Raw genomic sequence first — 22,270 nt, 5'->3', positions numbered from 1 at the left:
CATGAGTTCCGAACTCAATCTCAGCAAGGAAGAAATCGAAGCGCTGCAGGCGGGCATCGCCGACGGCAGCATCGCATCCGGCACGGGCGTGATGCCCGACGGCGTGATCGCGCCGTGGAGCTTCGACAGTGGCGACGAGCGCGAGTTCGGCGATCTGCACGCGCTGCATATGCTGAACGAAAAGCTTGCACGCGGCATGCGGCAGGTGTTCCAGCCCATGCTGCGCGCGGCGCCGAAGGTGGACTGCGGGCTCACCTCGCTCGAATCGTTCGGCAGTTATGCGGAGGGCTTCGAGGATTTCCTAAGCCTCACCATCGTCCGAATGGAGCCGCTGCGCGGCCATGGCCTTGTCGTGATGAAGCCCGATCTGATCGGCGCGATCGTCGACGCATATTACGGCGGCAAGGGCGAACCGCCCGCATCCCGCGCCAACGAATTCACCGCTGCAGAAGACCGCGTGCAGCAATCGCTGCTCGGCCGCCTGTTCGCGCAGCTCGATGCGGCGTGGGCGGATATTTTCCACCTGCAGTTCAGCCGCATTTCGAGCGAGAGCCACCCGCAATTCCTGTCGTTCCTCGAAACGAACGACATGGTGGTCGTCACGCGCTTTCTCGTGCACCTGCCGCGCGGGGGCACCTCTGCGGTCGATGTCGTCTATCCACTGAATGCGCTGAAGCCGCTGCTGCCGCTCCTGCGCCTGCGCGTCATCACCGAGCAGAGCGAGACCGATCCCGGCTGGAAAGGGAAACTGAAATCGGCGCTGCTCGATGTCGAGCTGCCGGTGCGCTCGATCCTGGCTGAGCCGACGCTGTCGCTGAGCGCCATCATGGCGCTGAAGGTCGGTGACGTCGTGCCGATCCATGTTCCCGAAGAGCTGCACATGCTCGTCGAGAAAACCACATTCGGGATCGGGGCGCCCGGCGAAGCCAACGGCAACGCCGCGCTAAAGATTCGTTCCATTGCGCGTCCCCGCGCCACCACAAACCGATAGTTCCAAGGAGCCCGACATGAGCGACACTGAAACCGCGACCCCGGAAACCAAGTCCGACGATCCCTGGAAGCCGGGATCGGCGAACCTTCGTCTGCTTCAGGAAATCGACGTCCGACTCTCGGTGGAGGTCGGCACCAGCCAGGTGAAGATTCGCGATCTTCTGAATCTCAACGAAGGCAGCGTCGTTGAACTCGATCGCCCGGCGGGCGCTCCGCTCGACCTGTTCGCAAATGGCACACTCTTTGCGAGGGGGGAGGTGGTGACGGTTGGTGGACGCTTCGGCGTACGGATTACCGACATTGTGGCACCGGGAGAACGCGTCAAGGACATCTGACGCGTCAAGATTTTGACGGGGGTGGACCTTGATCGGGGATTACGTATTGCGGCTGGCGATCATGCTGCCGCTGGTTTGCGGACTGATCATTGCCGGGCTCTGGCTCGCGAAACGCTATAATCTCGGCGGTATCGCAGGCGGCCTGAAGTCCCGCACCACCACCCGCTCCGCCGCCCGGCTTTCCGAGACGGTGTTCCTGACCCCGGCGGTCAAGCTCGCCGTCGTCGATTTCGAAGGCAAGCGGCTTCTGCTTGCGGTGACGAAGCAGGGCGCGAACCTTCTCTCCGAAGCGCCCGCGCTCAGCTTCACCATCGAGGATGAAGACGATGCGCGCTGATCGCCTGATGCGCTTCGCGCCGTTCCTTGTCGCCGCGCTGTTCCTGTTCGCCGCGCCCGCGATTGCGCAGACTGCGCCGACCGGGCCTTCGCCCATGCAGTTCGCCGCCGACACGCTGACGGGCGCTGCCGCGCCGGGCGCGCGCCAGCCGCTGTCGCTGTCGCTGCAGGTCCTCGTCCTGATGACGCTGCTGTCGGTTCTGCCGGCGGTGATCCTGATGATGACGTCGTTCACGCGCATCATCATCGTGCTCTCGATCCTGCGGCAGGCGCTCGGCCTTGCGCAGACGCCGCCCAATCAGGTGCTGATCGGACTGTCGCTGTTCCTCACCTTCTTCGTGATGAGCCCGGCGATCAGCGAGATCAACGACACCGCCTTCAAGCCTTACGCCGCAAACGCGATGCCGATCGACACGGCGGTGGAGAAGGGCGGCACCGTGCTGCACCGTTTCATGATGGCGCAGACGCGGCAGAAGGACATCATCCTGTTTGCCAACCTGAAGAAGGACGGCGCATACGAAAAGCCTGAAGACGTGCCGTTTTCGGTGCTGCTTCCCGCGTTCGTCACGAGCGAACTGAAGACGGCATTCCAGATCGGGTTCCTCATCTTCCTGCCGTTCCTCGTCATCGATCTCGTCGTCGCCGCCGTGCTCATGTCGCTCGGCATGATGATGCTGTCGCCGACGCTGATCTCGCTTCCCTTCAAACTGCTGCTGTTCGTTCTCGTCGACGGCTGGGCGCTCACGATGGGCTCGCTCGCCGGCAGCTTCTTCACGAGTTGAGGGGCGGCAAGATGGACGCAAGCTATTTCACCGCAGTCGCCGGACAGGCGCTCTGGATTCTCGTTCTGGTTTCGCTGCCCGTGCTGCTGCCCGCGCTCGTCATCGGTGTCGTGCTCGGCATGGTGCAGGCGGCGACCTCGATCAACGAGGCGACGCTCAGCTTCGTGCCGAAACTCATCGGCGTGCTCATCTGCCTCGGCCTCTTCGGCGGGCTGATGATGGGGCTGCTCGTCGATTTCACGCAGGACATCTTCGAGCGGATTCCGGACCTCGTCAGATGACCGGCATTCTGTCCGTCGGCATTGAGGCGTGGATGATGCAGCTGATGTTCGCCATGCTGCGCATCGGCGGCACGCTCGTCGCGGCGCCGATCTTCTCGGCGATCGGCGTGCCGCTGCAGGTGCGCGTGGTGCTCGCGGGCGCGATCGGCGTGCTCGTGCTTTCGGTCTATCCGGTGGACGTGCCCTACGACATCCTCTCGCTGCAGGGCCTGGTGATCGTGATCCAGGAATTGATGATCGGACTTTCGGTGGGCTTCATCCTGCAACTCGCGTTTGCCGCGCCGCTGCTGGCGGGCGAGTATATCGCTAACTCGATCGGCCTTGGCTTTGCGAACATGGTCGATCCGCAAAGCGGCAACAACAGCGCGGTCGTCGGCCAGTTCCTGATGATCCTGATGACACTGCTGTTCCTGGCGCTGAACGGCCACCTGATCCTGGTGCGGCTGATCGTGGAAAGCTACGCGCTGATGCCGCTCGGCGGCGACTGGCTGACACGTGATCATTTCTGGGCGATCGTGAAGTTCGGGGGCTTCGTGTTCGCGGGCGGACTCGCCATCGCGCTCCCCGTGGGCTTCGCGCTCTTCGCGCTCAACCTCCTCGTCGGCGTGCTGACGCGCACGGCGCCGCAGCTCAACATCTTCGCCGTCGGCCTGCCGCTGACGCTGATGACCGGCTTTGTCGTGCTCGCCATCGCGTTCCCGGCGATGAGCGATCTTATGCAATCCGCCGCGAACACGGGCCTCGACGAGGCGCAGACGTGGCTGGGAGGGCGGTAGGCCGTGTCCGATAAACCCGAAAAGGACCAGCAAACCGAAGCCCCGACCGAGAAGCGCAAACGCGACGCGGCGGAGAAGGGCGATGTGCTTCGCTCCCGGGAGCTGACCACCGCGCTCGTCATGCTCATCGGCGCGGGCTATCTTGCGCTCGCGGGCGGCTGGATGGTCTCAAGCCTTGAAACCATGATGAAGACGGGGCTGATCGGACTGAAGCACGGCGGCACCAACTTCCAGCCCGCAGCGATGACCTGGGCGCTCGGCAAGGTCATCGCCTTTCCCCTCGCGGGGCTGCTCGCCACCTGCTTCGCCGCCGCGCTCGTCAGCCAGGCGCTGCTCGGCACGTTTCAGTTCAACATGTCCCTGATCGCGCCCAAGGCCTCGCGCATGAACCCCATGAACTGGGTGAAGAAAACCTTCGGGATGCAGGGCCTCACAGAACTCGGCAAATCGATCCTGAAGGTCGTGCTCGTCGGTGTCATCGGATGGTGGATGCTCTCCGATTACGCGCGGGAGATCGCCTCGCTCGGCACTGAGGACGTCGGCAAGGCCGTTGCCCACACGGGGCATCTCGCCGCGGTGTTCCTGCTCATCCTATCGGCCGCGCTCGTCGTCGTCGCGGGTGTCGATATTCCGCTGCAGGCGATCCAGCTGATGCGCAAGCTCAAGATGTCGCGGCAAGAGGTGAAGGACGAGATGAAGCAGACCGAGGGTTCGCCCGAGGTAAAGATGCAGCTTCGCCGCCGTCAGCGCGAGGCAACGCGCAACAACATGCGCGCGGGCATGAAGCAGGCCAACGTGGTGCTTACGAACCCGACGCACTTCGCCGTCGCGCTCCGCTACGACAAGACCCGCGATCTGGCGCCTGTCGTCGTCGCCAAGGGCAAGGATCTGGTCGCCGAGGTGATTCGCGAGCTCGCGGCGGACAACGAGGTGCCGGTGCTCAGCTATCCGCTGCTCGCCCGCGCCGTGTTCTTCACCTCGAAGGTCGGCCAGGAAATCCGCGACGATCTCTACGTTGCCGTCGCCGGCGTATTGGCGTTCGTGTTCAGCGTGGAGCGCGATCGCCTGACCCAGCCCGCCATCGATGTGCCGGAAGGCGCACGCTTCGACGAGAACGGGCGACCGCTATGATTGGAACGCTTGCGAATCTTTACCGATTATTCCCTAAATCCGGCGCAGAATCGGTCGTGAACAGTCTGAGCGGATGGCGCGCGTCCGCGAACACGAGAAGGCAGGTCCAATGTCCATTCTGACGGCGCTCGGCAGCGGATCGGGAATCGATACCAAGCAGCTCGTTGCCGATCTCGTCGCCGCGCAGCGCGCGGGCAGCGACAAGATGCTGACTGCACGTCAGACGGCCGTCGAGGCCAAGATTTCCAGCCTTTCTACGATCAGCTCGGCCCTGTCCGCCTTCTCGACCGCGCTTGATTCGCTCGTGAGCAGCGGTGCGCTCGGCCGCCAGGTGATCAGCAGCGACACCTCCTCGATCGCGCTTTCGCTCACCGGTTCGTCGAGCCCACCCTCGCTGTCGCACACGATTGAGGCGACGCAGCTCGCGCAGCGGCAGACGGTCGCGTCGGCAGCGGTTGCCGATCGCAACGCGCTGATCGGCGAGGGCACGCTTACGATCAGCTTCGGCACGCTCACCGGAACGTTCCCGACACCGGCGGGGTTCACCGCGGGCACGGCCACACCCGTCACCGTCACGATCGGGCCGGAAAACAATAGCCTCGTCGGCCTCCAGCAGGCGATCAACGCGGCGAATGCCGGCGTCACCGCCTCCATCGTCGAAGACGCAAGCGGCGCCCGCCTCGTGCTGCGCGGCGAAACGGGCGCGGCGAAGGCGTTCACGATCGATGGCAGCGCGGGCCTCGAAGCCTTCGAGTTCGGCCCGGGCATGGCCGGCATGACATGGACGGCGCAGGCCAAGAACGCCATCGTCGTGGTTGACGGCGTCACCGTAGAACGCCCCACGAACAGCATTTCGGACCTCGTCTCGGGGCTCAAGCTCGACCTCATGAAGGTCACCGACGGTCCCGTGACGATTTCCAGCGACTATGATGCCACGACGCTGAAGACGGCGGTCGGCAACTATGTCGACGTCTACAACCAGCTGATCTCGATGCTGGCGGAGGAAACCCGGCCCAGCAAGGACGGTGTCGCTGCAGGCGCGCTCGCAGGCGACCGCACGACGCGCGATCTCAAGCGGATGCTCGCCGATCTCAGCACGAAGACGCTGCTGACCGATGGCGGCGGCCCTTCGAGCCTTTCCGAGATCGGCATCAAGACCAACCGCGACGGCACGCTCAGCATCGACGATGCGGCGCTCACGAAAGCGGTGACCAATCATCCGGGCCGCGTCCACGACATGTTCGTGCCGGGGCAGACCAGCAGCTCCGCGCTCGTCGAGATCGCGAGCAGCCTTGGTGCTGCAAAGCCGGGCACTTATGCGGTCACTGACATTGTCGCAGCGACTTCGGGCAGGCTCAGCGGCGCGGCTGCGCCTTCGGCGTTCGACGTGCCGGTCGTCATCGATGCGACGAACAAGAGCTTCACGGTCACGCTCGACGGCCGCACCTCGCTCGCCATCAACCTTCCCGAAGGCAGCTATGCGACCGGTGCGGCGCTTGCCGCGGCGTTCCAGACCGCGATCAACGACGATTCGGTGCTGAAATCGTTCGGCCTGTCGCTGACGGCGGCGTGGGACGGATCGGCCTTCACCTTCACCTCGAAAGGTGTGGGCAGCACCTCGGGCGTTTCGATCGTCGGGCTTGATGCCACGCTTGCGGCCACGCTCGGTCTCGATGTGCCGACTGCCACTGCGGGCACCAACGCTTCGGGCAAGATCGGCGGCGTCGACGCGATCGGCATTGGCAACCGCCTCATCGCATCCTCCACGTCGGCCGCGTCGGGGCTTGCGGTCAACATCCTCGGCAGTGCGACATCGGCGACGATTGTCGTGCGTTCGACGGTGTCCGGCCTCATCAGCGACATGCAGAAGCAGCTTTCCGCGAGCGGAGGCGGCTTCAAGACGACATCCGAACGCCTGGCGAAGGAAGCCGCGGCGATCACCGAGGAGCAGGAGCGTGTCGAGGCGCGCAGCATTGCGCTCGAGGAGCGGCTCACCATCCAGTTCGCCGCAATGGAAAGCGCCATCGCCGCTTTCAACAATACGCAGGAATATATGAAACAGCAGATTGCCATGTGGACGCGGGATCAAGGCTGATGATGCAGGCCATGCGCGCGCGGCAGCAGTATGCCGCAATCGACACCGCCACCCGCACCGAGCAGGCCAATCCGCACCGCCTGATCGAGATGCTGTACGACGAACTGCTGTCCGCGCTTCGGCAGGCGGGCATAGCGGTCGATCGCGGCGATCTCGCCCTGAAGAGCAGCCGCATCAGCCGCGCGCTCTCCATCCTGCACGGTCTCGAATCGAGCCTCGATTTCAATCGCGGCGGTTCGGTCGCGCAATCGCTTTCGTCGGCCTACGGCTACCTTCGTCAGGAAACCATCGCAGCCGGGCGCGACAATGATTCGCGTCGCCTTGCTGCCGCCACGGAGGCTGCCGTCGGCCTCGCCGACGCCTGGCGGCAAATACGCCCGTGACCGCGATTCCGGCCCTTCTTACCGATATCGAATCGCTCTCCGGCATGACGGCGCACGCTGCTGCCGGCGGCGACTGGACCGCTGTGGAACGTTTCGAAACGGTCCGCCTCGCGCTCGTGAAGACACTGTCGGGGCTTGCCGCTGATCCGGCGCTGCGCACCGAGGCGCTCGGCGCACTGCGCCAGGCCGAATCGCATTCGGTTACGATCGGCCACGCGATCACGGTAGGGCGGCGCGCGCACGAGCGCAGCGTTCATGCCCTGCGTCAGTCAGGGACGGCGCGTAGGCTCTACGGTCAGGCGCAGACGGCGTAGGGGATTTTCAGGCGAAAGCGCGTTCGCCGCGGCTGATCTGGTATTTGCGCATCTTCTCGATGAGCGAGGTGCGCTGCAGGCCGAGGACGCGGGCGGCGTCCGCGACGATGTCGCCGCTCTGTTCGAGCGCCGCGTGGATCAGCGATTGTTCGAGCTTCGCGACGAGCGCGCGCATGTCGCACGTGCCGGCACCGAGAAGCGCGCGGGGGTCCATGTCGGTATCGCCATAGGGACGCAACGGAACGATGGTGGCTGCGGGCAGGCGCGTATCCGCTTCGTCTTCGGAAACCGTCGTGGCATCCCAGATCGCGGCGTCTTCGTTCAGCAGTTCGCGGCGCTCAAGCGTCGCACCGAGCAGCATCTCGACATCGTCGCTGCCGATATCGGTGTCGCCGAACAGGATGATGGCGCGTTCCACGACGTTCCGCAGCTCACGGATGTTGCCCGGCCAGTTGTGCTGGCAGAGCGCGCGCAGCGCCGAGGCGTCGAAGCGCAGCTTGGTGCCCGATTGTTTGAGGAAGTGCGCGACGAGCATTGGAATGTCCTCGCGGCGGTCGGCGAGCGCCGGCAGGTGCAGCGGGAAGATGTTGAGGCGGTAGAAAAGGTCCTCGCGGAAGCGGCCTTCGGCGATCGCCTGCTCGAGGTTCTTGTGCGTGGCGGAAACGACGCGCACGTCGACGGCCATCGTCTTGTTGCTGCCGACGCGCTCGATCTTGCGCTCTTCGAGGACGCGCAGCAGCTTCACCTGCATGTCGGCGGGCATGTCGCCGATTTCGTCGAGGAAGATGGTGCCGCTGTCTGCAGCCTCGAAGCGGCCCTTGCGGCTCTGCAGCGCGCCAGTGAAGGCGCCCTTTTCGTGGCCGAAGAGTTCCGATTCGATGAGTTCGCGCGGGATAGCGCCGCAGTTCACGGCGACGAATTCGTTGTTCCGGCGGGCCGATGCGAGGTGGAGGCAGCGCGCAACGACTTCCTTGCCGGTGCCGGACGGGCCCGTGACGAGCACGGAAGCCTGTGAACCGGCGAGACGCATGATGAGATTCCGAACCCTGACGATCGCTTCGCTACGACCAATAAGCAGCGATTCGAGTTCGGCCAGATTGCCGCCCGCTGCAGCCCCCGTTGCAACCGTCATCACGTTCCCCCTGGGCATCACCCCGATGCCGTGAAACAGGGTGTAACCGTGAAATGGTTAACGAAATTTATACAAGGAATCCTTAATTCTCAATGCATTGTAAATATAACTGTTTCGTTGCGAAAACGTAGCAATTCTGCCGTTCCTGTAACGTAACATTCAGATACCAGCATACCACTCGTAGCCAACGCGGTCTTCCCAATAACCGCCTTTTCCCGCGCCGGTGTTAGCAAAGGTTGACGCGACCTCAATGCGCGTCACGAACTTCGCGTGCTTGTAGCCCAGCTGCCGTTCGACCCGCAGGCGCAGCGGCGCGCCGTGTCCGATGGGCAGGGGGGCATCGTTCATGCTCCAGGCGAGGATCGTCTGCGGGTGGAAGGCGTCGATGAGGTCGATCGATTCGTAGTAGCGCGTGCCCCGAAAATCGTCGGCACAGTGGAAGATCACATAGCGGGCGCCGTCCCGAAGCCCGGTAACGTCGAGCAGCGTTTTCAGCGGCACGCCGGTCCATTTGCCGATCGCGCTCCATCCTTCAACGCAGTCGTGCCGCGTGATCTGCGTGCGCGTGGGGAAGGCACGGATTGCGCCGAGCGACAGGGCCGCCGGGCGCTCGACCAACCCGTTCACCACCAGGCGCCAGTCCGCGAAGCCGTTCGCGGCATGGCGCGCATAGGCGGGGTCGGCGGGCATGGTGTTGCCGTTCATACGAAACACGGGCGACATGTCTGCGGCGCTGAACTCGCGGGCGAGTGCATCGCGGCTGCTGATCAGCCGCTGCGCGCGCATGGTCAGCTTTTCCGCGCCGAAAAGCGCCTTTCTGAAACTGTCGTTTTGGCCCAGGCGGTCGCAGCCCGTCACCGCGAGCCCGGCGCCGGCAACGAGCGTTCCCACGAGTCCGCGACGGGTAACATGGTGTTTCATGGCGTATCATCCGGTATTCGGTAGCGCCCCGTGATCATCGAACGGATCTCGTTCAGAGGTCCGGCCAGCAACACCATCAGCAGGTGCACCACGATAAAGGTGGCGATGAGCGTCGCGCTGATGAAATGCACCGAGCGCGCCGACTGCCGCCCGCCGAACAGATCGACCAGCCACGGCCATGCTGCATCGATCGCGGGCGACATGGCAAGGCCGCTCAGCACCATCGCGGGCAACAAGGCGAAAACGATGCTCGCATAGGCAAGCTTCTGCAGCACGTTGTAACGCAGCGCCGCTTCGCCGCGCGGAAAGCGAAGCAGGGCGTGCGCCTTGATGTCCGCCCACAGGTGCCGCGGCGCAAGTTCGTGCTGGTTCGGCAGAAGCGCGGCGGCGTGGCGGCTGGCAAGCGTCCAGATCAGGTAGAGGCTACCTGCGACAGCAAGCACCCACGCGAACGCGATGTGCCAGCGGCGGGCAAGCGCCAGATTGTAAGAGGACGGGATCGTCGCCCAGTGCGGGAAGGCGAGCGCGCGCGAAACGCCGTTCGGATCGGTCCACCGCCCGAGCACGCCGGTCGTCTCGACGCGTAGATCGCCGATGCGCAGCACGCCGGACGTGCGCGTCGCGTAGATTTCTAGCCAGGCTGGATCAGGATTGGCGCCGTACGCTCCCCAGTAGAGGCGTGGGTGCGCGTTGAAGATCATCAGGCCGCTCATCAGCAGCACGAACACCGCGATCGCATTCGTCCAGTGCCAAAGCCTGACGGGCAGCCTGTGGCGGCGGACGATCACGCTACCACCCCTTCGCGGCGATCCAGTAAGGCCCCGTGCAGGTGTGCGGGATGCCTTCCAGCAGGTAGCCGGGCGGCGGCGGTTCGGTGGTGCCGCCGCCGGAAAGCGACACAGCGGCGCCCACCGTGAGAGCCCCGCCCACCGCACCGTCGCGGACGACGAGCTTGCCGCCGTCTTCGGCGAGCCGGGCCGAGGAGGGCCAAAGCACGAGGCGGCTGTCGCCGGTTTCGTTGCCGACACGCAGGCAGCCGTCCTTCACGAACAGCGCGCCCGTGAACAGCGCCTGCATCGCGGCGCCCGAAGGATCCCGCGCCTGTGGGAAGTGCGTGACGGCGCCAAGTGCCTGCGGCTGCGGTATGCTGTCGTCGCCGACGGCATCGATCACGACCGCCGGCGAGAGCTTCAGCCGGCCCGCCGCGATGGCGGCTTTCGCTGCAGCATCGTCGACGACATGGAACAGCACGCGGTTCGCTTCGATGTCCCGCTCGGTGCCGACAAGCGCCAGCCCGGCGGCCTTGAACGCGTCCTTCGCCTCGGTTTCGGCAGCGGTAAGGTCGGCGAGCGAGTATTCGACGCTGCGCGGCACGAAGGCGTCGTCCCCCACATAACGCTTCAGCTTCGCGGCGGCATCGCCCTTGAACAGCACAACGGCCTGCGCCTTCGGCTCGTGTTCAAGGTAGAGGCCCGCGAAATCCGGGTCGGAGCGCACGCGGAGCTGGAACACGGCCAGCCGGTCCGCAAGCCGCATCCGCGCCTCCGCCTCTTCAAGGCTTATGCCGAGCGTGCGCGACAGGTGCAGCGCGGAATCCGCTGCGCTCGTGGGGTCGGGTTGCTGCGCGGCGGCACCCGCAGCCATGAGCAGCGGCAGCGCGATCAGCATCAGGCGGTTCACGGTCCTCACGGCGTCCCCTTGTATTATGTGGGCAACACACCCAATATGGTGATAAGCATAGGACAGGAAACGGATCATTAGGAGCGGTAATGCAAACCGAAACCGAGCTGAAACTTCACGCCCCCGATCCAGTGGTCGCCGTGGCGCCCGAAAAGGCCGCCGGACTCGTTCCGATCAGCGACGAGAAGAAGACGAAGCTTGAAGCCACCGTCGACAGCTTCGTCGACGATCTTCTGGCGCAGGATGCGAACAGCCCCGCCTTCGGCAAGCTCGTCGATGAAGTGACGGCACTCGGCCGCCGCGAAATCGCCGAGGCTGCGCAGCAATCGAACCGCTTCCTCGACCGGCCGGTGAAGGCGATCAATGCCGAGGGGAATATCGGCAAGGATCTGGTCGCGCTGCGCCGCACGGTCGAAGATCTCGATCCCGGCACGGACGGCAAGAAACTCGCCCCGCGCAAAATCCTCGGCGTCATTCCGTTCGGCAGCCGCGCCAACCGTTATTTCGACAAGTACCGCTCCGCGCAAAGCCACATCTCGGGCATCCTCGAAAACCTCTCGAACAGCCGCGAGGAGCTGTTCCGCGATAATGCCGCGATCGACGTCGAACGCCAGAACCTCTGGAAGACGATGGAGAAGCTGGAGCAGATGATCCACGTCTCCAAGACGCTGGACGCGAAGCTCGAAGCCGCGGCGGCCGAGCTTGAGGTTTCCGATCCCGCGAAGGCGAAGGCGATCCGCGAAAGCGCGCTGTTCTATGCGCGCCAGCGGACGACCGATCTCCTCACGCAGATGGCGGTGAGCGTGCAGGGCTATCTCGCGCTCGATCTCGTCAAGAAGAACAACGTCGAGCTGACGAAGGGCGTTGACCGCGCCTCGACGACGACGGTGTCGGCGCTGCGCACGGCCGTCACGGTCGCCCAGGCGCTCACCAGCCAGCGCCTCGTGCTCGACCAGATCACTGCGCTCAACACCACGACGGCGGGCGTGATCGATTCGACGAGCACGATGCTCAGGAACCAGACCGGCGAGATCCACAAGCAGGCGGCCTCCGCGACGATCCCGATCGAGACGCTGAAGCGCGCCTTCGAAAACATCTACGCGACGATGGATTCGATCGACACGTTCAAGATGGAAGCCCTCGCCTCGATGAAGGAAACGGTCGAGACGCTCTCGGGCGAGGTCGAGAAGTCGCGCGGCTACATCGCCCGCGCCGAGGGGGCGTCGCAGGCGCAGATCAAAGGCCCGGCGACGACCTTCAAGGCGATCGAGGGCTGACCCGTGGCGCGTGACGTTTCGCAGATGCTCGGCCGCGCCGATGAGGCGCTGAAACGCCTCGGCCAGACGCCGGAAGGGCGCGCCGCCGCGCTCAGGCGCACGCAGCGCCACGCGAAATCGGTGGCGCAGCGCGTGGCGAATGCGGCGATGGCGACAGGGGGGCTCGCGGTCGCCGCGTTGCTCTTCGCGATGTTCGTGGCGCCGCTCGGCATTAACGGTTTCCTGCTGCTCGTGCTTGCGGTGGCGGGTGTCGGGGGTTGGTTCCTGTTGCGCCGCCCACAGGCAGAGATGCCGACCCCGCAGGCCATGAAGAATGCCGATCTCGCAGCGATTCCCGGACGTGTCGAGGCATGGCTGGAGCGCCAGCGCCGCAGCCTTCCGTCGCGCGCGTCGAAGCTGATCGACGAGATCCTGCTGCGCCTCGAAGTGCTCGGCGAGCAGCTCGGCCAGGTGCCGGCGGGCCAGCCGATCGCGGGTGATGCGCGCCGCCTCATCGGCGAGCATCTGCCGCGCCTCGTCGACACTTACCTCAAGGTTCCGCAGGCCTACCGCACGCCGGGCAGCGAGCCCGAACAGCAGCTCCTCGAAGGCCTCGTCACGATCGCCGACGAGCTTCGTCGCCTCTCCGAGCAGCTCGTGCGCGGTGATCTTGATGCGCTCGCCGTCGAGGGCAAGTTCCTTGAGCAGCGCTACAAGGAAAACGGCACGCTTACTTAGAAGTCCAACGTCCTCTCAATCCCGCGCGGTGGACGCATGCCTCGGCGCATGTCTATCTGGCGAGCAAGGAGAGAACCCATGGATTTCGATCTGCCCGCCGAGCTCGTCGCCTATCTCGCCGAACTTGACGCCTTCATCGAAGCCGAGATCCGGCCACTCGAGCGCGCGGCCGATAACATCCGCTACTTCGACCACCGCCGCGAATGGGCGCGCACCGATTTCGAGAACGGCGGCCTCCCGCGCCCTGAATGGGAAGCCCTGCTCGCCGAAGCCCAGCGCCGCGCCGACGCTGCCGGGCACTGGCGCTTCTCCGCACCGAAGCAGTACGGCGGCAGGGACGGCTCCAACCTCTGGATGGCGGTGATCCGCGAGCATTTCGCCGCGAAGGGCCTCGGGCTCCACAACGACCTCCAGAACGAGCACTCCATCGTCGGCAACTTCCCCTTCGTCGCGATGTTCGAGGAATTCGGCACCGAGGCGCAGAAACAGGAGTTCATCCTCGGCGGCTTCAAACGTGAGCGCATCGTCGCCTTCGGTCTCACGGAGCCCGAGCACGGCTCCGACGCCACGCACATGGAGACGCGCGCCGTGCCGGAGATGCACGATGGCATTCCCGGCTGGCGTATCGACGGGGAGAAGATGTGGACGACCGGGATGCACGTCGCCACGCACTGCGCCACCTTCGCGCGCACTGACGGTGCGGCCGGTGACGCGCGCGGCATCACCTGCCTGCTGGTGCCCTCCGATGCGCCGGGCGTGAAGATCGAGGAATATCTCTGGACCTTCAACATGCCCACCGACCACCCGCGCGTGTCGTTCACGAACGTCTGGGTGCCGGAGACCGCCGTGCTTGGCGCGCCCGGCGCGGGCCTCGCGCTCGCGCAGTCGTTCGTCCACCAGAACCGCATCCGACAGGCGGCCTCGTCGCTCGGCGCGGCCGTCTACTGCATCGAGGAGAGCGTGAAGTACGCGCGAACGCGCAAACCCTTCGGCAAGGCGCTCGCGGAAAACCAGGCGATCCAGTTCCCGCTCGTCGAGCTTGCGACGCAGGCGGAAATGCTGCGGCTCCTCATCCGCAAGACGGCGTGGGAAATGGACCGGACGCCGCACAAGGCGATCGAGCGCGAGCTTTCGGACCGCGTTTCCATGTGCAACTACTGGGCGAACCGGCTCGTCTGCGAGGCGGCGGACCGCGCCATGCAGGTGCACGGCGGCATCGGCTACTCGCGGCACAAGCCGTTCGAGCATATCTACCGCCACCATCGCCGCTACCGCATCACCGAGGGCGCCGAGGAGATTCAGATGCGCAAGGTGGCCGCGTTCCTGTTCGGCTATATGGGGCCGCGGAAAGCCGCGTTCGCGGGCGCGTAGATGGCGAAGACGCTCCTCATCGTCTGGCACTCGACAACCGGCGGCGCGCGGCAGATGGCCGAGGCGGCGGCGGAGGGTGCATGTCGGGAAGGCGGCGTTACGGTCGTGCTGAAACCGGCTTCCGATGCCGGCCCCGACGACGTGCTCGCGGCAGACGGCTATGTCTTCGCGTGCCCGGAAAACCTTGCCGCGATCGCGGGTGTGATGAAGGCTTTCTTCGACCGCTGCTACTATCCGGCGCTCGGCCGGATCGAGGGACGGTCCTACGTAACGCTCGTCTGCGCGGGCACTGACGGCACGAATGCCGTGCGCCAGATCGAACGGATCGCGACCGGCTGGCGGCTGAAACCCGCCGCCGAACCGCGCATCGTCCTTACCCACGCCGACACGTCCGAAGCGATCCTCGCGCCAAAGGTGATCGGCCCGGACGATCTTGAGGCGTGTCGCGATATGGGCCATGCGCTGGCGGCGGGCCTTGCGATGGGCATAGTGTAGGGGAGTGGTGATGGCGGGTTTTTCGTTCGATCTTTCGGGGCGCGTCGCGCTGGTGACAGGCGCATCGTCGGGCTTCGGCGCGCGTTTCGCACGGCAGCTCGCGGCGAGCGGCGCCAAGGTCGCGCTCGGCGCGCGGCGCGTCGATATGCTGAGCGCTCTTGCCGACGAGATCGCGGGCGCGGGCGACGAAGCGCTCGCGGTGGAGATGGATGTGTCGAACGAGGCCTCCGTGATCGCGGCCTACGACCGCATCGAGGATGCGTTCGGAACGCCGGACAGCATCATCGCCAACGCCGGCATGAACATCGAAGGCCCTGCGACAGAAATCGCGGTCGAGGACTTCAACCGCGTGATGGGCGTGAATCTCACCGGCGTGTTCCTCACTGTACGCGAAGGCGCGCGGCGGCTGATGGCGGCGGGCGCGCGCGAGCGCGGGCACGGCCGTATCGTCATCGTCTCGTCGATCACCGCGAACACGGTGGAGCCCGGCCTTGCCGCTTACTCGGCCTCGAAGGCAGCCGTGCAGCAGATGGGCAAGGTGCTGGCGCGCGACTGGGTGCGGCAGGGCATCAACGTCAATTCGATCTGCCCCGGCTATGTGCGCACCGAACTCAACAGCGAATGGTTCGATACCGAAGCCGGGCAGAAACACATCGCCAAGTTCCCCCGCCGCCGCCTGATGGCGGAAGACAGCCTCGATGCGATGCTGCTCTACCTCGCTTCGGATGCCAGCGCGGCGATCACCGGCTCAAGCTTCACGCTCGACGACGGCCAGTCCCTCTAAGCGAGTTCGAAGTCCGACGGATCGGGTTTCAGCGTCGCCGCCCAATAATCGACGAGCGCGAACGGCCAGTTCTGGCTGACGCGGCCGGTGGCGTTCTTGTACCAGCTCGAAACGCCCGGCTGGCCCCACGCCATCCGCTCGTTTCCGGCATCGACGCGGGTATTGAACACGTCGTGCACGTCCTCGCGCACGTCGAGCGTCGTCGCCCCCTCTTCGCCGAGCATGGCGAGCGCGCGGACGACGTAGCGCACCGAACATTCCGAGAAGAAGATGATGCTGCCGTTGACGACGATGTTGGTGTTCGGCCCATAGAGCATGAAGAAGTTCGGGAAGCCCGGCACGGTCATGCCGAGATAGGCGCGCGCATCGCCTTGCCAGCGTTCGTGAAGCTCCATGCCGCCGCGACCGACGACCTTGAACGTCGAGAGGAAGTCGCTCGCCTTGAAGCCGGTGCCGTAGACGATCACGTCGTATTCGTGCTGCGTCCCGTCCGCCGTCTCGATGCCCGTTTCCGTGATGCGCGCGATCGGCGTTTTTTCGAGATGCACGTTGTCGCGGCGCAGCGCGGCGATCCACACGCCGTTGTCGCGAAGGCTGCGCTTGCCGCCGATCGGATAGTTTGGGATCACGGCCGAGAAGAGATCGGGCCGTCCCTCGCATTGCAGGCCGATCTGCTGGACGAGCGCATTCCGGAGTTCGAGGTTCATCGCGCCGATCGTGCCCGCCGGGCCGTTCCACCCTTCGTCGGCCTTCACGAACGGGAGAATGCCGTCGGTCATCATCCAGAACAGCCAGAACCTGTACCACTTCTCGTAGAAGGGCACGTTTTCGAGCAGCCACTGGACATTGTCGGTCACGGGATCGTGGTAGTTCGGCGTCGGCCCGCCCCATGGCGGCGTGCGCTGAAACACCGTGAGTTGGCCGACCTCGGGAGCGATCTCCGGCACGAACTGATAGGCGCTCGCACCCGTGCCGATCACAGCGACGCGCTTGCCTTTGAGGTCGACGTCATGCCGCCAGCGCGCGCTATGAAAGGCCGGGCCTTTGAACGTGCCGACACCCTGAATATCGGGGAGGCGCGGCTGGTTGAGCTGGCCGACGGCGCTGATAAGTGCGTCGACCTCGATGCTGCCCGCGTGCTGCCCCGAGAGCGTCAGGTGCCACACCGCGGCGGCTTCCTCCCATTCCGCCTTGTCGACGGTCGTCCCGAAGCGGACCAGCGGGCGCAGGTCGTATTTGTCGGCAATGTCGCGGAAATAGGCGAGCAGCGTCGGCTGCGTCGAATAATGCGCGGGCCAGTGGTGGTTCGCCTCGAACGAGTAGGAATAGAGGTGACTCGGGTTGTCGACGCGGCAGCCGGGGTAGGTGTTTTCCAGCCACGTGCCGCCCACGTCGGCGTTTTTCTCGATGATCACAACCTCGTGCCCGGCCTGCCGCAGCCGGATCGCGGCCAGAAGCCCGGACATGCCCGCGCCGACGATGGCGACGCGCTTCTTCACGGGCGCGGGCTCAGGCCGCTTTGGATCGGCGCTTTCGATCCCGAGCTCCTCCATCAGGAACGGCACGTAATGCTTCGGGATATCGGCCCCGGCGATGAAATCCATCATCCTGCGTACGGTTGCCGCATCGGGCGCCGGGGGCAGGGGTGTGCCCGCAAGATGCGCACTGATCGCCTCCGCTGCGCGCTGTCGCACGGCATTCTGTAGCGCGGGCGGCAGGTTGCCTTGCCCGTCACCGAAGAAATCGTAAGTCGGTCGATTTTCGGCGAGCAGGCTCGCATCCCCGGTCAGATGGACGAGCGCACAGATCAGCGACGGGATATGCGCTTCGGTGAGTGCGGTTTCGATTCGGCCTCTAGTCATGGCGGTCTCTCCCCAGAGCCACGCCATCATTGCGCCAAATGTTTTCCGGTGCAGGCCCCCCAACTTGAGAGCATCTCGGTTTTGAGAGGGATTGACCTTGCCGCCGAAATGCCCAAGTCGGACGCAGCGATTTGCAGGAGAGACGGCATGGCGGACGTGACGATCGTGGAGGTGGGCGCGCGCGACGGCCTCCAGAACGAGCCGGAGATCGTTTCCACCGCTGACAAGCTCGGCCTCATCACGCGCATGATCGGCGCGGGTGTGCGGCGCCTGGAAGTCGCGAGTTTCGTCAATCCGAAGCGCGTGCCGCAGATGGCGGATGCGGAAGCCGTGATCGCGGGCCTGCCCGATCGGCGCGATGTCTCCTATATCGGGCTCTGCCTCAACAAGCGCGGCGTGCTGCGCGCCATCGAAAGCCGCGAGGGCAACAAGCGCGGCGTCGACGAGGCGGGCTGCGTACTTGTCGCCTCGAACACATTCGGCGAGCGCAACCAGGGCCAGACGATCGATCAGGGAATCACCGAAAACCGCGAAATGCTGCGGCTGGCGCGCGAAAACGGCCTCGTCGCGCAGGTGACGATATCGGCGGCGTTCGGCTGCCCGTTCGAAGGCTATGTGCCGCCCGAAACCGTAGTGCGCTGCGCCGAGGCGATGGCCGAGGCGGGCGCCGAGGAGATCGCGCTTGCCGATACGATCGGCGTCGGCGTGCCCGCGCAGGTGAGCGACCTGTTCGGCCGCGTGCGCGCTGCCGTGGGAGACAGCGTCCGTCTGCGCGCCCACTTCCACAACACGCGCGGCACCGGCATCGCCAACGCATGGGCGGCCTATGCGGCGGGCGTGAACGTGCTCGATTCCTCGCTCGGCGGCCTCGGCGGCTGCCCGTTCGCGCCGAAGGCGACCGGCAACATCTCGACCGAAGACCTGCTGTTCATGCTGGATGGCTCGGGTGTTTCGACCGGCGTCGACCTCGCTGCCGCCATCGCGACGAACCACTGGTTCGAAACCGTGATGGGCAAGACGTTGCCCTCGATGGTGGCGAAGGCGGGGCCGCCGACGGGCGCTTATCCCGCCGCCAACTACTGCGTCTGAATCTCGTCGCGGTCGAGGTCTGAGCCGAGCAGCGGGTTTTTCAGCGAATAGATGAGCATGGCGGCGAGAAGCACTGCGCTCAGCAGGTAGGGCAGCGGCTGCCAGATCTGGTAGAGCGCGATGCCGATCGTGGGCGCGATGATGAACGCCGCGCCGTTCACGGCTGTGATCGCGCCCGCCGCGCCGCCCTGATCCTCAAGCCCCACGGCGAGCGATGCCCCCGCGCTGAACCCCGGCCGCGCGAAACCGTAGCCGAGCGAGGCGATCGCGAACGACAGCACGATCCCGTAGAAATCGGTCGAGACCGCGAGCAGAATCGATCCCACAGCGGCGAGGCCCGCCCCCCAGCGCAGCAGCAGCTTCGGGCCAAGGTGGAACATCGGGATCAGCGCCCACTGCGCGAGCAGCGTCGCTGCGGCGGCGGCCATCAGCGTGATGCCGATGAAGGTCTGCGCCTCGATCGGTGGCAGGCCCAGCCGGTCGATGATGAAGAAGCCGAGCGACTGGCCGCTTGCGGCCTGCGCGTTGCCGATGGCGAGGCCGTAGATCGAGAAGGGCAGGATGCGCGGATCGCGCCACGACAGGCGGCGGTGCGTGCGCGTGCGTCCGGCGTGCGTGCTGCGCGGGCCCGTGGCGACGGTGGGTTCGAGGTTGGCGATCGGCCGGTCCTCGCCCGCGCTCGGCGCATCGGCGGGCAGGCGGCGCGAAACGATGATGAGCGTGACGAGCGCGAAGGCCGCGAAGGCGAACATCGGCCCCGAAAGCGTGACGTAGGGCAGCACAAAGAACGGCGCCACCGCCGGTCCCACGATCGTGCCGAGCCCGAACGCGGATGCGAGCACGGAGAGCGCGCGCGTGCGCTCCGAGGGGCTGGTGCGCGAGGCGACATAGGCCTGCGCCGCCGGGTTGGAAGCCGATCCGAACAGGCCGAACAGCGAACGGGCGACCGCGAAGATGATGAACACCGCGATCGGTGCGATCAGGTGCTTGAGCCCGGCGAGGATCACGAACGCGCAGATCAGCTTGGAGACGAAATAGCCGCCGAGCCCCAGCAAAATCAGTGCCTTGCGGCCGTAGCGGTCCGAAGCGTCGGCCCAGCGCGGCGCGGCGAAGGTCCACATCAGCGCCGAAAACGAGAAGATCGTCGCCACGAGCAGGTCGGGGATGCCGATTTCCCGCCCGATCGTGGGCAGCACCGATTGCAGCGCCGTGTTGCCCGCAGCGACCACGAACAGCACGAGGAACAGCAGCGCGAAGTCTCCCCGGAGGCTGTCCGGCGCTTTCATGCGGCGATTGCCTTGCGCCGTCCCGACCACGCCGTCATCAGGCAGGCGCCCGCCACGATCGCGCCGCCAAGGACGACCTGTGGCCGCACGCTTTCGTCGAACAGCCACCAGCCAAACAGCGCGCCCCAGCCGAGCGCGGTGTATTCGAGTACCACGAGTTTCTGCGCCTCGGCGCGCGCATAGGCATAGGCAAGGAGCAGGATACCGCCCGTGCCGAGCGCGCCCATCAGTGCGAAGAGCGGGAGCGCACCGGGTGCAGGCAGCGGCGCGACGAACAGCGCGAAGGGCGCCGTGTAGAGCGCCGGGAAGGCGGCGGCGAGGAGGCTGATGACCTGCGGATCGTCGCGCATCGCCCGCTGTCTCAGCAAAACCACGGAGAGCGCATAGAGCACCGCCGACACGAACACGGCGGCGACCCCTTCGGTGCGGTTGGGGGTCGGCACCGGGACATGGCCGGTCACCGTCACCAGAACGCCGCCGAATCCCACGAGGCACGCCGCCACATTGATCGTGCGCATCCGCTCGCCGAGCAGCACCCGCGCGAACAGCGGGACGAGCAGCGGCGCGATGAAGGAGATCGCGATCGCTTCGGCGATCGGGATCGCCCAGAGCCCGTAGAAGAACAGATATGCTGCGGCGGCGATCACAAGCCCGCGTATGGCATGGCCCCGCAAGGTTTCGCGCGAGAACGCGACCTTGCCGAAGCGCAGCAGCGGCAGCGCAAAGAGCGTGCCCGCGAGATAGCGCATGAAGGTAACGGTGATGATGGTATGCGTCTGCGCGCCGAGCTTGATCGCGGCGTCCATCGCGCACAGCAGCGCGATCGCCAGGAAGGCGAGCAGCATCGGCGGGGCGGAGGACGGGCGCATGTCCCGCTGCTTGCCGAGGCGCGGCGGGGACTGTCAATCCGCGTGAAGTGCGAGGGCGGCTATTTTTGGGGCTTCGGCGGGCAGCGCGTCTTGTCGCCGTTCACGCAGGCCTGCCAGTCAGCGATTTCGCGTTGGCGCTGGTCGTAGGCGGCGCGCGCGGCTTCATACTCCGCTTGCGCCCTTGCGGTGCTCTCGACCGCAGCCTGATGCTCGCGCATCTGCGCCTGATATGCGGCCTGAGCGGCGGCGTAGCCGGCATCGCTGGCATCGGTGCGCGCCTTCACCTCCGCGTTCAGGCGCTTGCGGGCGCTGATCGCGGCGGCATCGTCGGGTGTGGCGGCTTCCTCTGCGGTCGGGAGCGGGGCGGTAGGCGCCGGTTCCGGCACGGCCACGGGCTGCAGCACCTGCGCGACCATCAGGAGCACGGCATGGAGCAGGATCATCGTTCTTCCTTTCGGATCAGCAGCGGCACCCCGTCCGTTCGGTCAGTTGTTGCCGGAAATGCCGTTTATCATCACCTGAACGCTTCTACCTTCAACAATTTCAGCGTAGTTATGTTTCGCAATCACACTGTGGGACGGGCCCTTGCTGCGTACGCGGCGCGCATCGGGGGTCAAAACAGGGAACGCCGCGGGGGAAACTGCTGATGGGCAAAATTCTTGAAAATCTGCATCTTACGCTGGGTCTGGGGCTGGTCCTCGCGATCGCTCTGATCTTCGGGCTGCATGGCGATTTCGCCGCCAACGGCGCTCTTTTCGGGCAGACCGTGCTGCGCTGGCTGCACGTGTTTGCGGGCATCACCTGGATCGGGCTGCTCTACTACTTCAATTTCGTCCAGATCCCCACGATGCCGGCGATTCCGGCCGAACAGAAGCCGGCGGTGAGCAAGCACATCGCCCCCAAGGCGCTGTTCTTCTTTCGCTGGGGCGCGGCGTTCACGGTGCTGTTCGGCTTGCTTCTGGCCGGACACCTCGGCTACCTCGTCGAGGCGCTGACGCTGCAGTCGCCGTTCCGCCTTATCGGCATCGGCATGTGGCTGGCGCTGATCATGGCGTTCAACGTCTGGTTCATCATCTGGCCGAACCAGAAGAAGGCGCTCGGCATCGTGCCGGCCGAAGACGCGGCGAAGGCCAAGGCTGCCCGCGTCGCGATGCTGACGAGCCGCACCAACACGGTGCTCTCGATCCCGATGCTCTATGCGATGGCGGCCTACCAGTCCTGGCCGATCTGAGCCAAGCGCGCGGCGCAAGGCCACGTGAGCGGGGGCGGTCCTTTGGGGCCGCCCCTTTTCGTTCGAGCAGCGTGGCTTAGAGAATATTTACCTTATCCTGCGAGTGTCTCCCGAGCCTCGCGCACCGGTCCGC

General features: G+C 65.5%; 25 protein-coding genes. 17 read left to right on the top strand and 8 right to left on the bottom strand.

All coding sequences use genetic code 11. The features are described 5' to 3' along the window. The first annotated feature begins 1 nt into the window (after position 1). The 10 genes from fliM (at position 2) to ACE3TJ_RS05990 (ending at position 7,423) form a co-directional block, all read left to right on the top strand. Positions 2–991, top strand: a complete 990-nt coding sequence (gene fliM / locus ACE3TJ_RS06035) for a flagellar motor switch protein FliM (RefSeq protein ID WP_374594857.1) — start codon at positions 2–4, stop codon at positions 989–991. A 16-nt stretch (positions 992–1,007) separates the two neighbouring features. Beyond that, entirely contained in the window at positions 1,008–1,325 is a 318-nt protein-coding gene (gene fliN / locus ACE3TJ_RS06030; protein ID WP_374594855.1) for a flagellar motor switch protein FliN, read from the top strand. A 28-nt stretch (positions 1,326–1,353) separates the two neighbouring features. Next, positions 1,354–1,662, top strand: coding sequence for a flagellar biosynthetic protein FliO (locus ACE3TJ_RS06025; RefSeq protein WP_374594853.1), 309 nt, complete (start codon positions 1,354–1,356; stop codon positions 1,660–1,662). Beyond that, positions 1,652–2,443 carry a flagellar type III secretion system pore protein FliP gene (gene fliP / locus ACE3TJ_RS06020; RefSeq protein WP_374594851.1) on the top strand — a complete coding sequence of 264 codons (792 nt, stop codon included), beginning with the start codon at positions 1,652–1,654 and terminating at the stop codon, positions 2,441–2,443. Before ACE3TJ_RS06025 ends, fliP begins: the two co-directional genes overlap by 11 nt. Positions 2,444–2,454: 11 nt before the next feature. Next, positions 2,455–2,724: a flagellar biosynthesis protein FliQ gene (gene fliQ, locus ACE3TJ_RS06015; protein ID WP_374594849.1), complete on the top strand. Its 270-nt coding sequence runs from the start codon at positions 2,455–2,457 to the stop codon at positions 2,722–2,724. Then, complete coding sequence (gene fliR / locus ACE3TJ_RS06010) at positions 2,721–3,500, top strand: flagellar biosynthetic protein FliR (RefSeq protein WP_374594847.1); 780 nt, start codon at positions 2,721–2,723, stop codon at positions 3,498–3,500. Before fliQ ends, fliR begins: the two co-directional genes overlap by 4 nt. A gap of 3 nt (positions 3,501–3,503) precedes the next feature. Continuing rightward, a complete protein-coding gene (locus ACE3TJ_RS06005) occupies positions 3,504–4,631 on the top strand; it encodes a flagellar biosynthesis protein FlhB (protein ID WP_374594845.1) in 1,128 nt (375 codons plus the stop codon). Positions 4,632–4,740: 109 nt separating this feature from the next. Continuing rightward, positions 4,741–6,726, top strand: coding sequence for a flagellar filament capping protein FliD (gene fliD / locus ACE3TJ_RS06000; protein ID WP_374594843.1), 1,986 nt, complete (start codon positions 4,741–4,743; stop codon positions 6,724–6,726). Next, entirely contained in the window at positions 6,726–7,109 is a 384-nt protein-coding gene (gene fliS / locus ACE3TJ_RS05995; RefSeq protein WP_374594841.1) for a flagellar export chaperone FliS, read from the top strand. Before fliD ends, fliS begins: the two co-directional genes overlap by 1 nt. After that, positions 7,106–7,423, top strand: a complete 318-nt coding sequence (locus tag ACE3TJ_RS05990; RefSeq protein ID WP_374594839.1) for a hypothetical protein — start codon at positions 7,106–7,108, stop codon at positions 7,421–7,423. Before fliS ends, ACE3TJ_RS05990 begins: the two co-directional genes overlap by 4 nt. Positions 7,424–7,430: 7 nt before the next feature. On the opposite strand, the gene ACE3TJ_RS05985 is transcribed toward ACE3TJ_RS05990, so the two are convergent. The 4 genes from ACE3TJ_RS05985 to ACE3TJ_RS05970 all read right to left on the bottom strand — a co-directional run bounded on the left by ACE3TJ_RS05985 (position 7,431) and on the right by ACE3TJ_RS05970 (position 11,165). Beyond that, positions 7,431–8,555: a sigma-54 interaction domain-containing protein gene (locus ACE3TJ_RS05985; protein WP_374594837.1), complete on the bottom strand. Its 1,125-nt coding sequence runs from the start codon at positions 8,553–8,555 to the stop codon at positions 7,431–7,433. Positions 8,556–8,714: 159 nt separating this feature from the next. Beyond that, the gene (locus ACE3TJ_RS05980) at positions 8,715–9,476 is read right to left on the bottom strand and encodes a molybdopterin-binding protein (protein WP_374594835.1); all 762 of its coding nucleotides are present in this window, start codon (positions 9,474–9,476) and stop codon (positions 8,715–8,717) included. Beyond that, entirely contained in the window at positions 9,473–10,264 is a 792-nt protein-coding gene (locus ACE3TJ_RS05975) for a cytochrome b/b6 domain-containing protein (protein ID WP_374594833.1), read from the bottom strand. The genes ACE3TJ_RS05980 and ACE3TJ_RS05975 overlap by 4 nt, the downstream gene beginning before the upstream one ends. A 1-nt stretch (position 10,265) precedes the next feature. Further along, positions 10,266–11,165, bottom strand: a complete 900-nt coding sequence (locus tag ACE3TJ_RS05970; RefSeq protein ID WP_374594831.1) for a hypothetical protein — start codon at positions 11,163–11,165, stop codon at positions 10,266–10,268. An 80-nt stretch (positions 11,166–11,245) separates the two neighbouring features. Here ACE3TJ_RS05970 and ACE3TJ_RS05965 point away from each other — a divergent pair, with 80 nt between their 5' ends. The 5 genes from ACE3TJ_RS05965 to ACE3TJ_RS05945 all read left to right on the top strand — a co-directional run bounded on the left by ACE3TJ_RS05965 (position 11,246) and on the right by ACE3TJ_RS05945 (position 15,800). After that, entirely contained in the window at positions 11,246–12,433 is a 1,188-nt protein-coding gene (locus ACE3TJ_RS05965; RefSeq protein ID WP_374594829.1) for a toxic anion resistance protein, read from the top strand. A 3-nt stretch (positions 12,434–12,436) separates the two neighbouring features. Next, a complete protein-coding gene (locus ACE3TJ_RS05960; protein WP_374594827.1) occupies positions 12,437–13,150 on the top strand; it encodes a hypothetical protein in 714 nt (237 codons plus the stop codon). Between the two features lie 78 nt (positions 13,151–13,228). Continuing rightward, complete coding sequence (locus ACE3TJ_RS05955; RefSeq protein ID WP_374594825.1) at positions 13,229–14,521, top strand: acyl-CoA dehydrogenase family protein; 1,293 nt, start codon at positions 13,229–13,231, stop codon at positions 14,519–14,521. Continuing rightward, positions 14,522–15,016 carry a flavodoxin family protein gene (locus tag ACE3TJ_RS05950; RefSeq protein ID WP_374594823.1) on the top strand — a complete coding sequence of 165 codons (495 nt, stop codon included), beginning with the start codon at positions 14,522–14,524 and terminating at the stop codon, positions 15,014–15,016. A 10-nt stretch (positions 15,017–15,026) separates the two neighbouring features. Continuing rightward, a complete protein-coding gene (locus ACE3TJ_RS05945) occupies positions 15,027–15,800 on the top strand; it encodes an SDR family NAD(P)-dependent oxidoreductase (RefSeq protein ID WP_374594821.1) in 774 nt (257 codons plus the stop codon). On the opposite strand, the gene ACE3TJ_RS05940 is transcribed toward ACE3TJ_RS05945, so the two are convergent. Beyond that, the gene (locus ACE3TJ_RS05940) at positions 15,797–17,662 is read right to left on the bottom strand and encodes an FAD-dependent oxidoreductase (protein WP_374594819.1); all 1,866 of its coding nucleotides are present in this window, start codon (positions 17,660–17,662) and stop codon (positions 15,797–15,799) included. The genes ACE3TJ_RS05945 and ACE3TJ_RS05940 overlap by 4 nt on opposite strands. A 147-nt stretch (positions 17,663–17,809) precedes the next feature. Between ACE3TJ_RS05940 and ACE3TJ_RS05935 the strand changes: the two genes are divergently transcribed. Then, positions 17,810–18,751, top strand: a complete 942-nt coding sequence (locus tag ACE3TJ_RS05935; protein WP_374594817.1) for a hydroxymethylglutaryl-CoA lyase — start codon at positions 17,810–17,812, stop codon at positions 18,749–18,751. Here ACE3TJ_RS05935 and ACE3TJ_RS05930 read toward each other — a convergent pair. Genes ACE3TJ_RS05930 through ACE3TJ_RS05920 form a run of 3 tightly spaced genes read right to left on the bottom strand, consistent with a single transcriptional unit; the run spans position 18,739 to position 21,349 of the window. Further along, positions 18,739–20,037 carry an MFS transporter gene (locus tag ACE3TJ_RS05930; RefSeq protein ID WP_374594815.1) on the bottom strand — a complete coding sequence of 433 codons (1,299 nt, stop codon included), beginning with the start codon at positions 20,035–20,037 and terminating at the stop codon, positions 18,739–18,741. The genes ACE3TJ_RS05935 and ACE3TJ_RS05930 overlap by 13 nt on opposite strands. Then, entirely contained in the window at positions 20,034–20,906 is an 873-nt protein-coding gene (locus ACE3TJ_RS05925) for a DMT family transporter (RefSeq protein ID WP_374594813.1), read from the bottom strand. Before ACE3TJ_RS05925 ends, ACE3TJ_RS05930 begins: the two co-directional genes overlap by 4 nt. Before the next feature lie 59 nt (positions 20,907–20,965). Then, positions 20,966–21,349 (bottom strand): hypothetical protein, encoded by a 384-nt coding sequence (locus tag ACE3TJ_RS05920; protein ID WP_374594811.1) that lies wholly within the window; start codon positions 21,347–21,349, stop codon positions 20,966–20,968. A gap of 203 nt (positions 21,350–21,552) precedes the next feature. Between ACE3TJ_RS05920 and ACE3TJ_RS05915 the strand changes: the two genes are divergently transcribed. Then, positions 21,553–22,137 (top strand): urate hydroxylase PuuD, encoded by a 585-nt coding sequence (locus ACE3TJ_RS05915; RefSeq protein ID WP_374594809.1) that lies wholly within the window; start codon positions 21,553–21,555, stop codon positions 22,135–22,137. Positions 22,138–22,270 lie beyond the last annotated feature (133 nt).

Source organism: Sphingosinicella sp. (assembly GCF_041916975.1).
GTDB lineage: Bacteria > Pseudomonadota > Alphaproteobacteria > Sphingomonadales > Sphingomonadaceae > Sphingosinicella.
The sequence above is the reverse complement of the archived record's forward strand: the minus strand, read 5'-3'. Positions and strand labels throughout refer to the sequence as shown.

Bases quoted from the DNA above. Each gene is read 5' to 3' on its own strand.
- ACE3TJ_RS05945 (WP_374594821.1), top strand. From the start codon at position 15,027: ATGGCGGGTTTTTCGTTCGATCTTTCGGGGCGCGTCGCGCTGGTGACA.
- fliM (WP_374594857.1), top strand. From the start codon at position 2: ATGAGTTCCGAACTCAATCTCAGCAAGGAAGAAATCGAAGCGCTGCAG.
- fliQ (WP_374594849.1), top strand. From the start codon at position 2,455: ATGGACGCAAGCTATTTCACCGCAGTCGCCGGACAGGCGCTCTGGATT.
- ACE3TJ_RS05925 (WP_374594813.1), bottom strand. From the start codon at position 20,906: ATGCGCCCGTCCTCCGCCCCGCCGATGCTGCTCGCCTTCCTGGCGATC.
- fliR (WP_374594847.1), top strand. From the start codon at position 2,721: ATGACCGGCATTCTGTCCGTCGGCATTGAGGCGTGGATGATGCAGCTG.
- ACE3TJ_RS05920 (WP_374594811.1), bottom strand. From the start codon at position 21,349: ATGATCCTGCTCCATGCCGTGCTCCTGATGGTCGCGCAGGTGCTGCAG.
- ACE3TJ_RS05985 (WP_374594837.1), bottom strand. From the start codon at position 8,555: ATGACGGTTGCAACGGGGGCTGCAGCGGGCGGCAATCTGGCCGAACTC.
- fliN (WP_374594855.1), top strand. From the start codon at position 1,008: ATGAGCGACACTGAAACCGCGACCCCGGAAACCAAGTCCGACGATCCC.
- ACE3TJ_RS05980 (WP_374594835.1), bottom strand. From the start codon at position 9,476: ATGAAACACCATGTTACCCGTCGCGGACTCGTGGGAACGCTCGTTGCC.
- ACE3TJ_RS05965 (WP_374594829.1), top strand. From the start codon at position 11,246: ATGCAAACCGAAACCGAGCTGAAACTTCACGCCCCCGATCCAGTGGTC.
- fliD (WP_374594843.1), top strand. From the start codon at position 4,741: ATGTCCATTCTGACGGCGCTCGGCAGCGGATCGGGAATCGATACCAAG.
- ACE3TJ_RS05950 (WP_374594823.1), top strand. From the start codon at position 14,522: ATGGCGAAGACGCTCCTCATCGTCTGGCACTCGACAACCGGCGGCGCG.
- ACE3TJ_RS05915 (WP_374594809.1), top strand. From the start codon at position 21,553: ATGGGCAAAATTCTTGAAAATCTGCATCTTACGCTGGGTCTGGGGCTG.
- ACE3TJ_RS05930 (WP_374594815.1), bottom strand. From the start codon at position 20,037: ATGAAAGCGCCGGACAGCCTCCGGGGAGACTTCGCGCTGCTGTTCCTC.
- ACE3TJ_RS05955 (WP_374594825.1), top strand. From the start codon at position 13,229: ATGGATTTCGATCTGCCCGCCGAGCTCGTCGCCTATCTCGCCGAACTT.
- fliS (WP_374594841.1), top strand. From the start codon at position 6,726: ATGATGCAGGCCATGCGCGCGCGGCAGCAGTATGCCGCAATCGACACC.
- ACE3TJ_RS05935 (WP_374594817.1), top strand. From the start codon at position 17,810: ATGGCGGACGTGACGATCGTGGAGGTGGGCGCGCGCGACGGCCTCCAG.
- ACE3TJ_RS05940 (WP_374594819.1), bottom strand. From the start codon at position 17,662: ATGACTAGAGGCCGAATCGAAACCGCACTCACCGAAGCGCATATCCCG.
- fliP (WP_374594851.1), top strand. From the start codon at position 1,652: ATGCGCGCTGATCGCCTGATGCGCTTCGCGCCGTTCCTTGTCGCCGCG.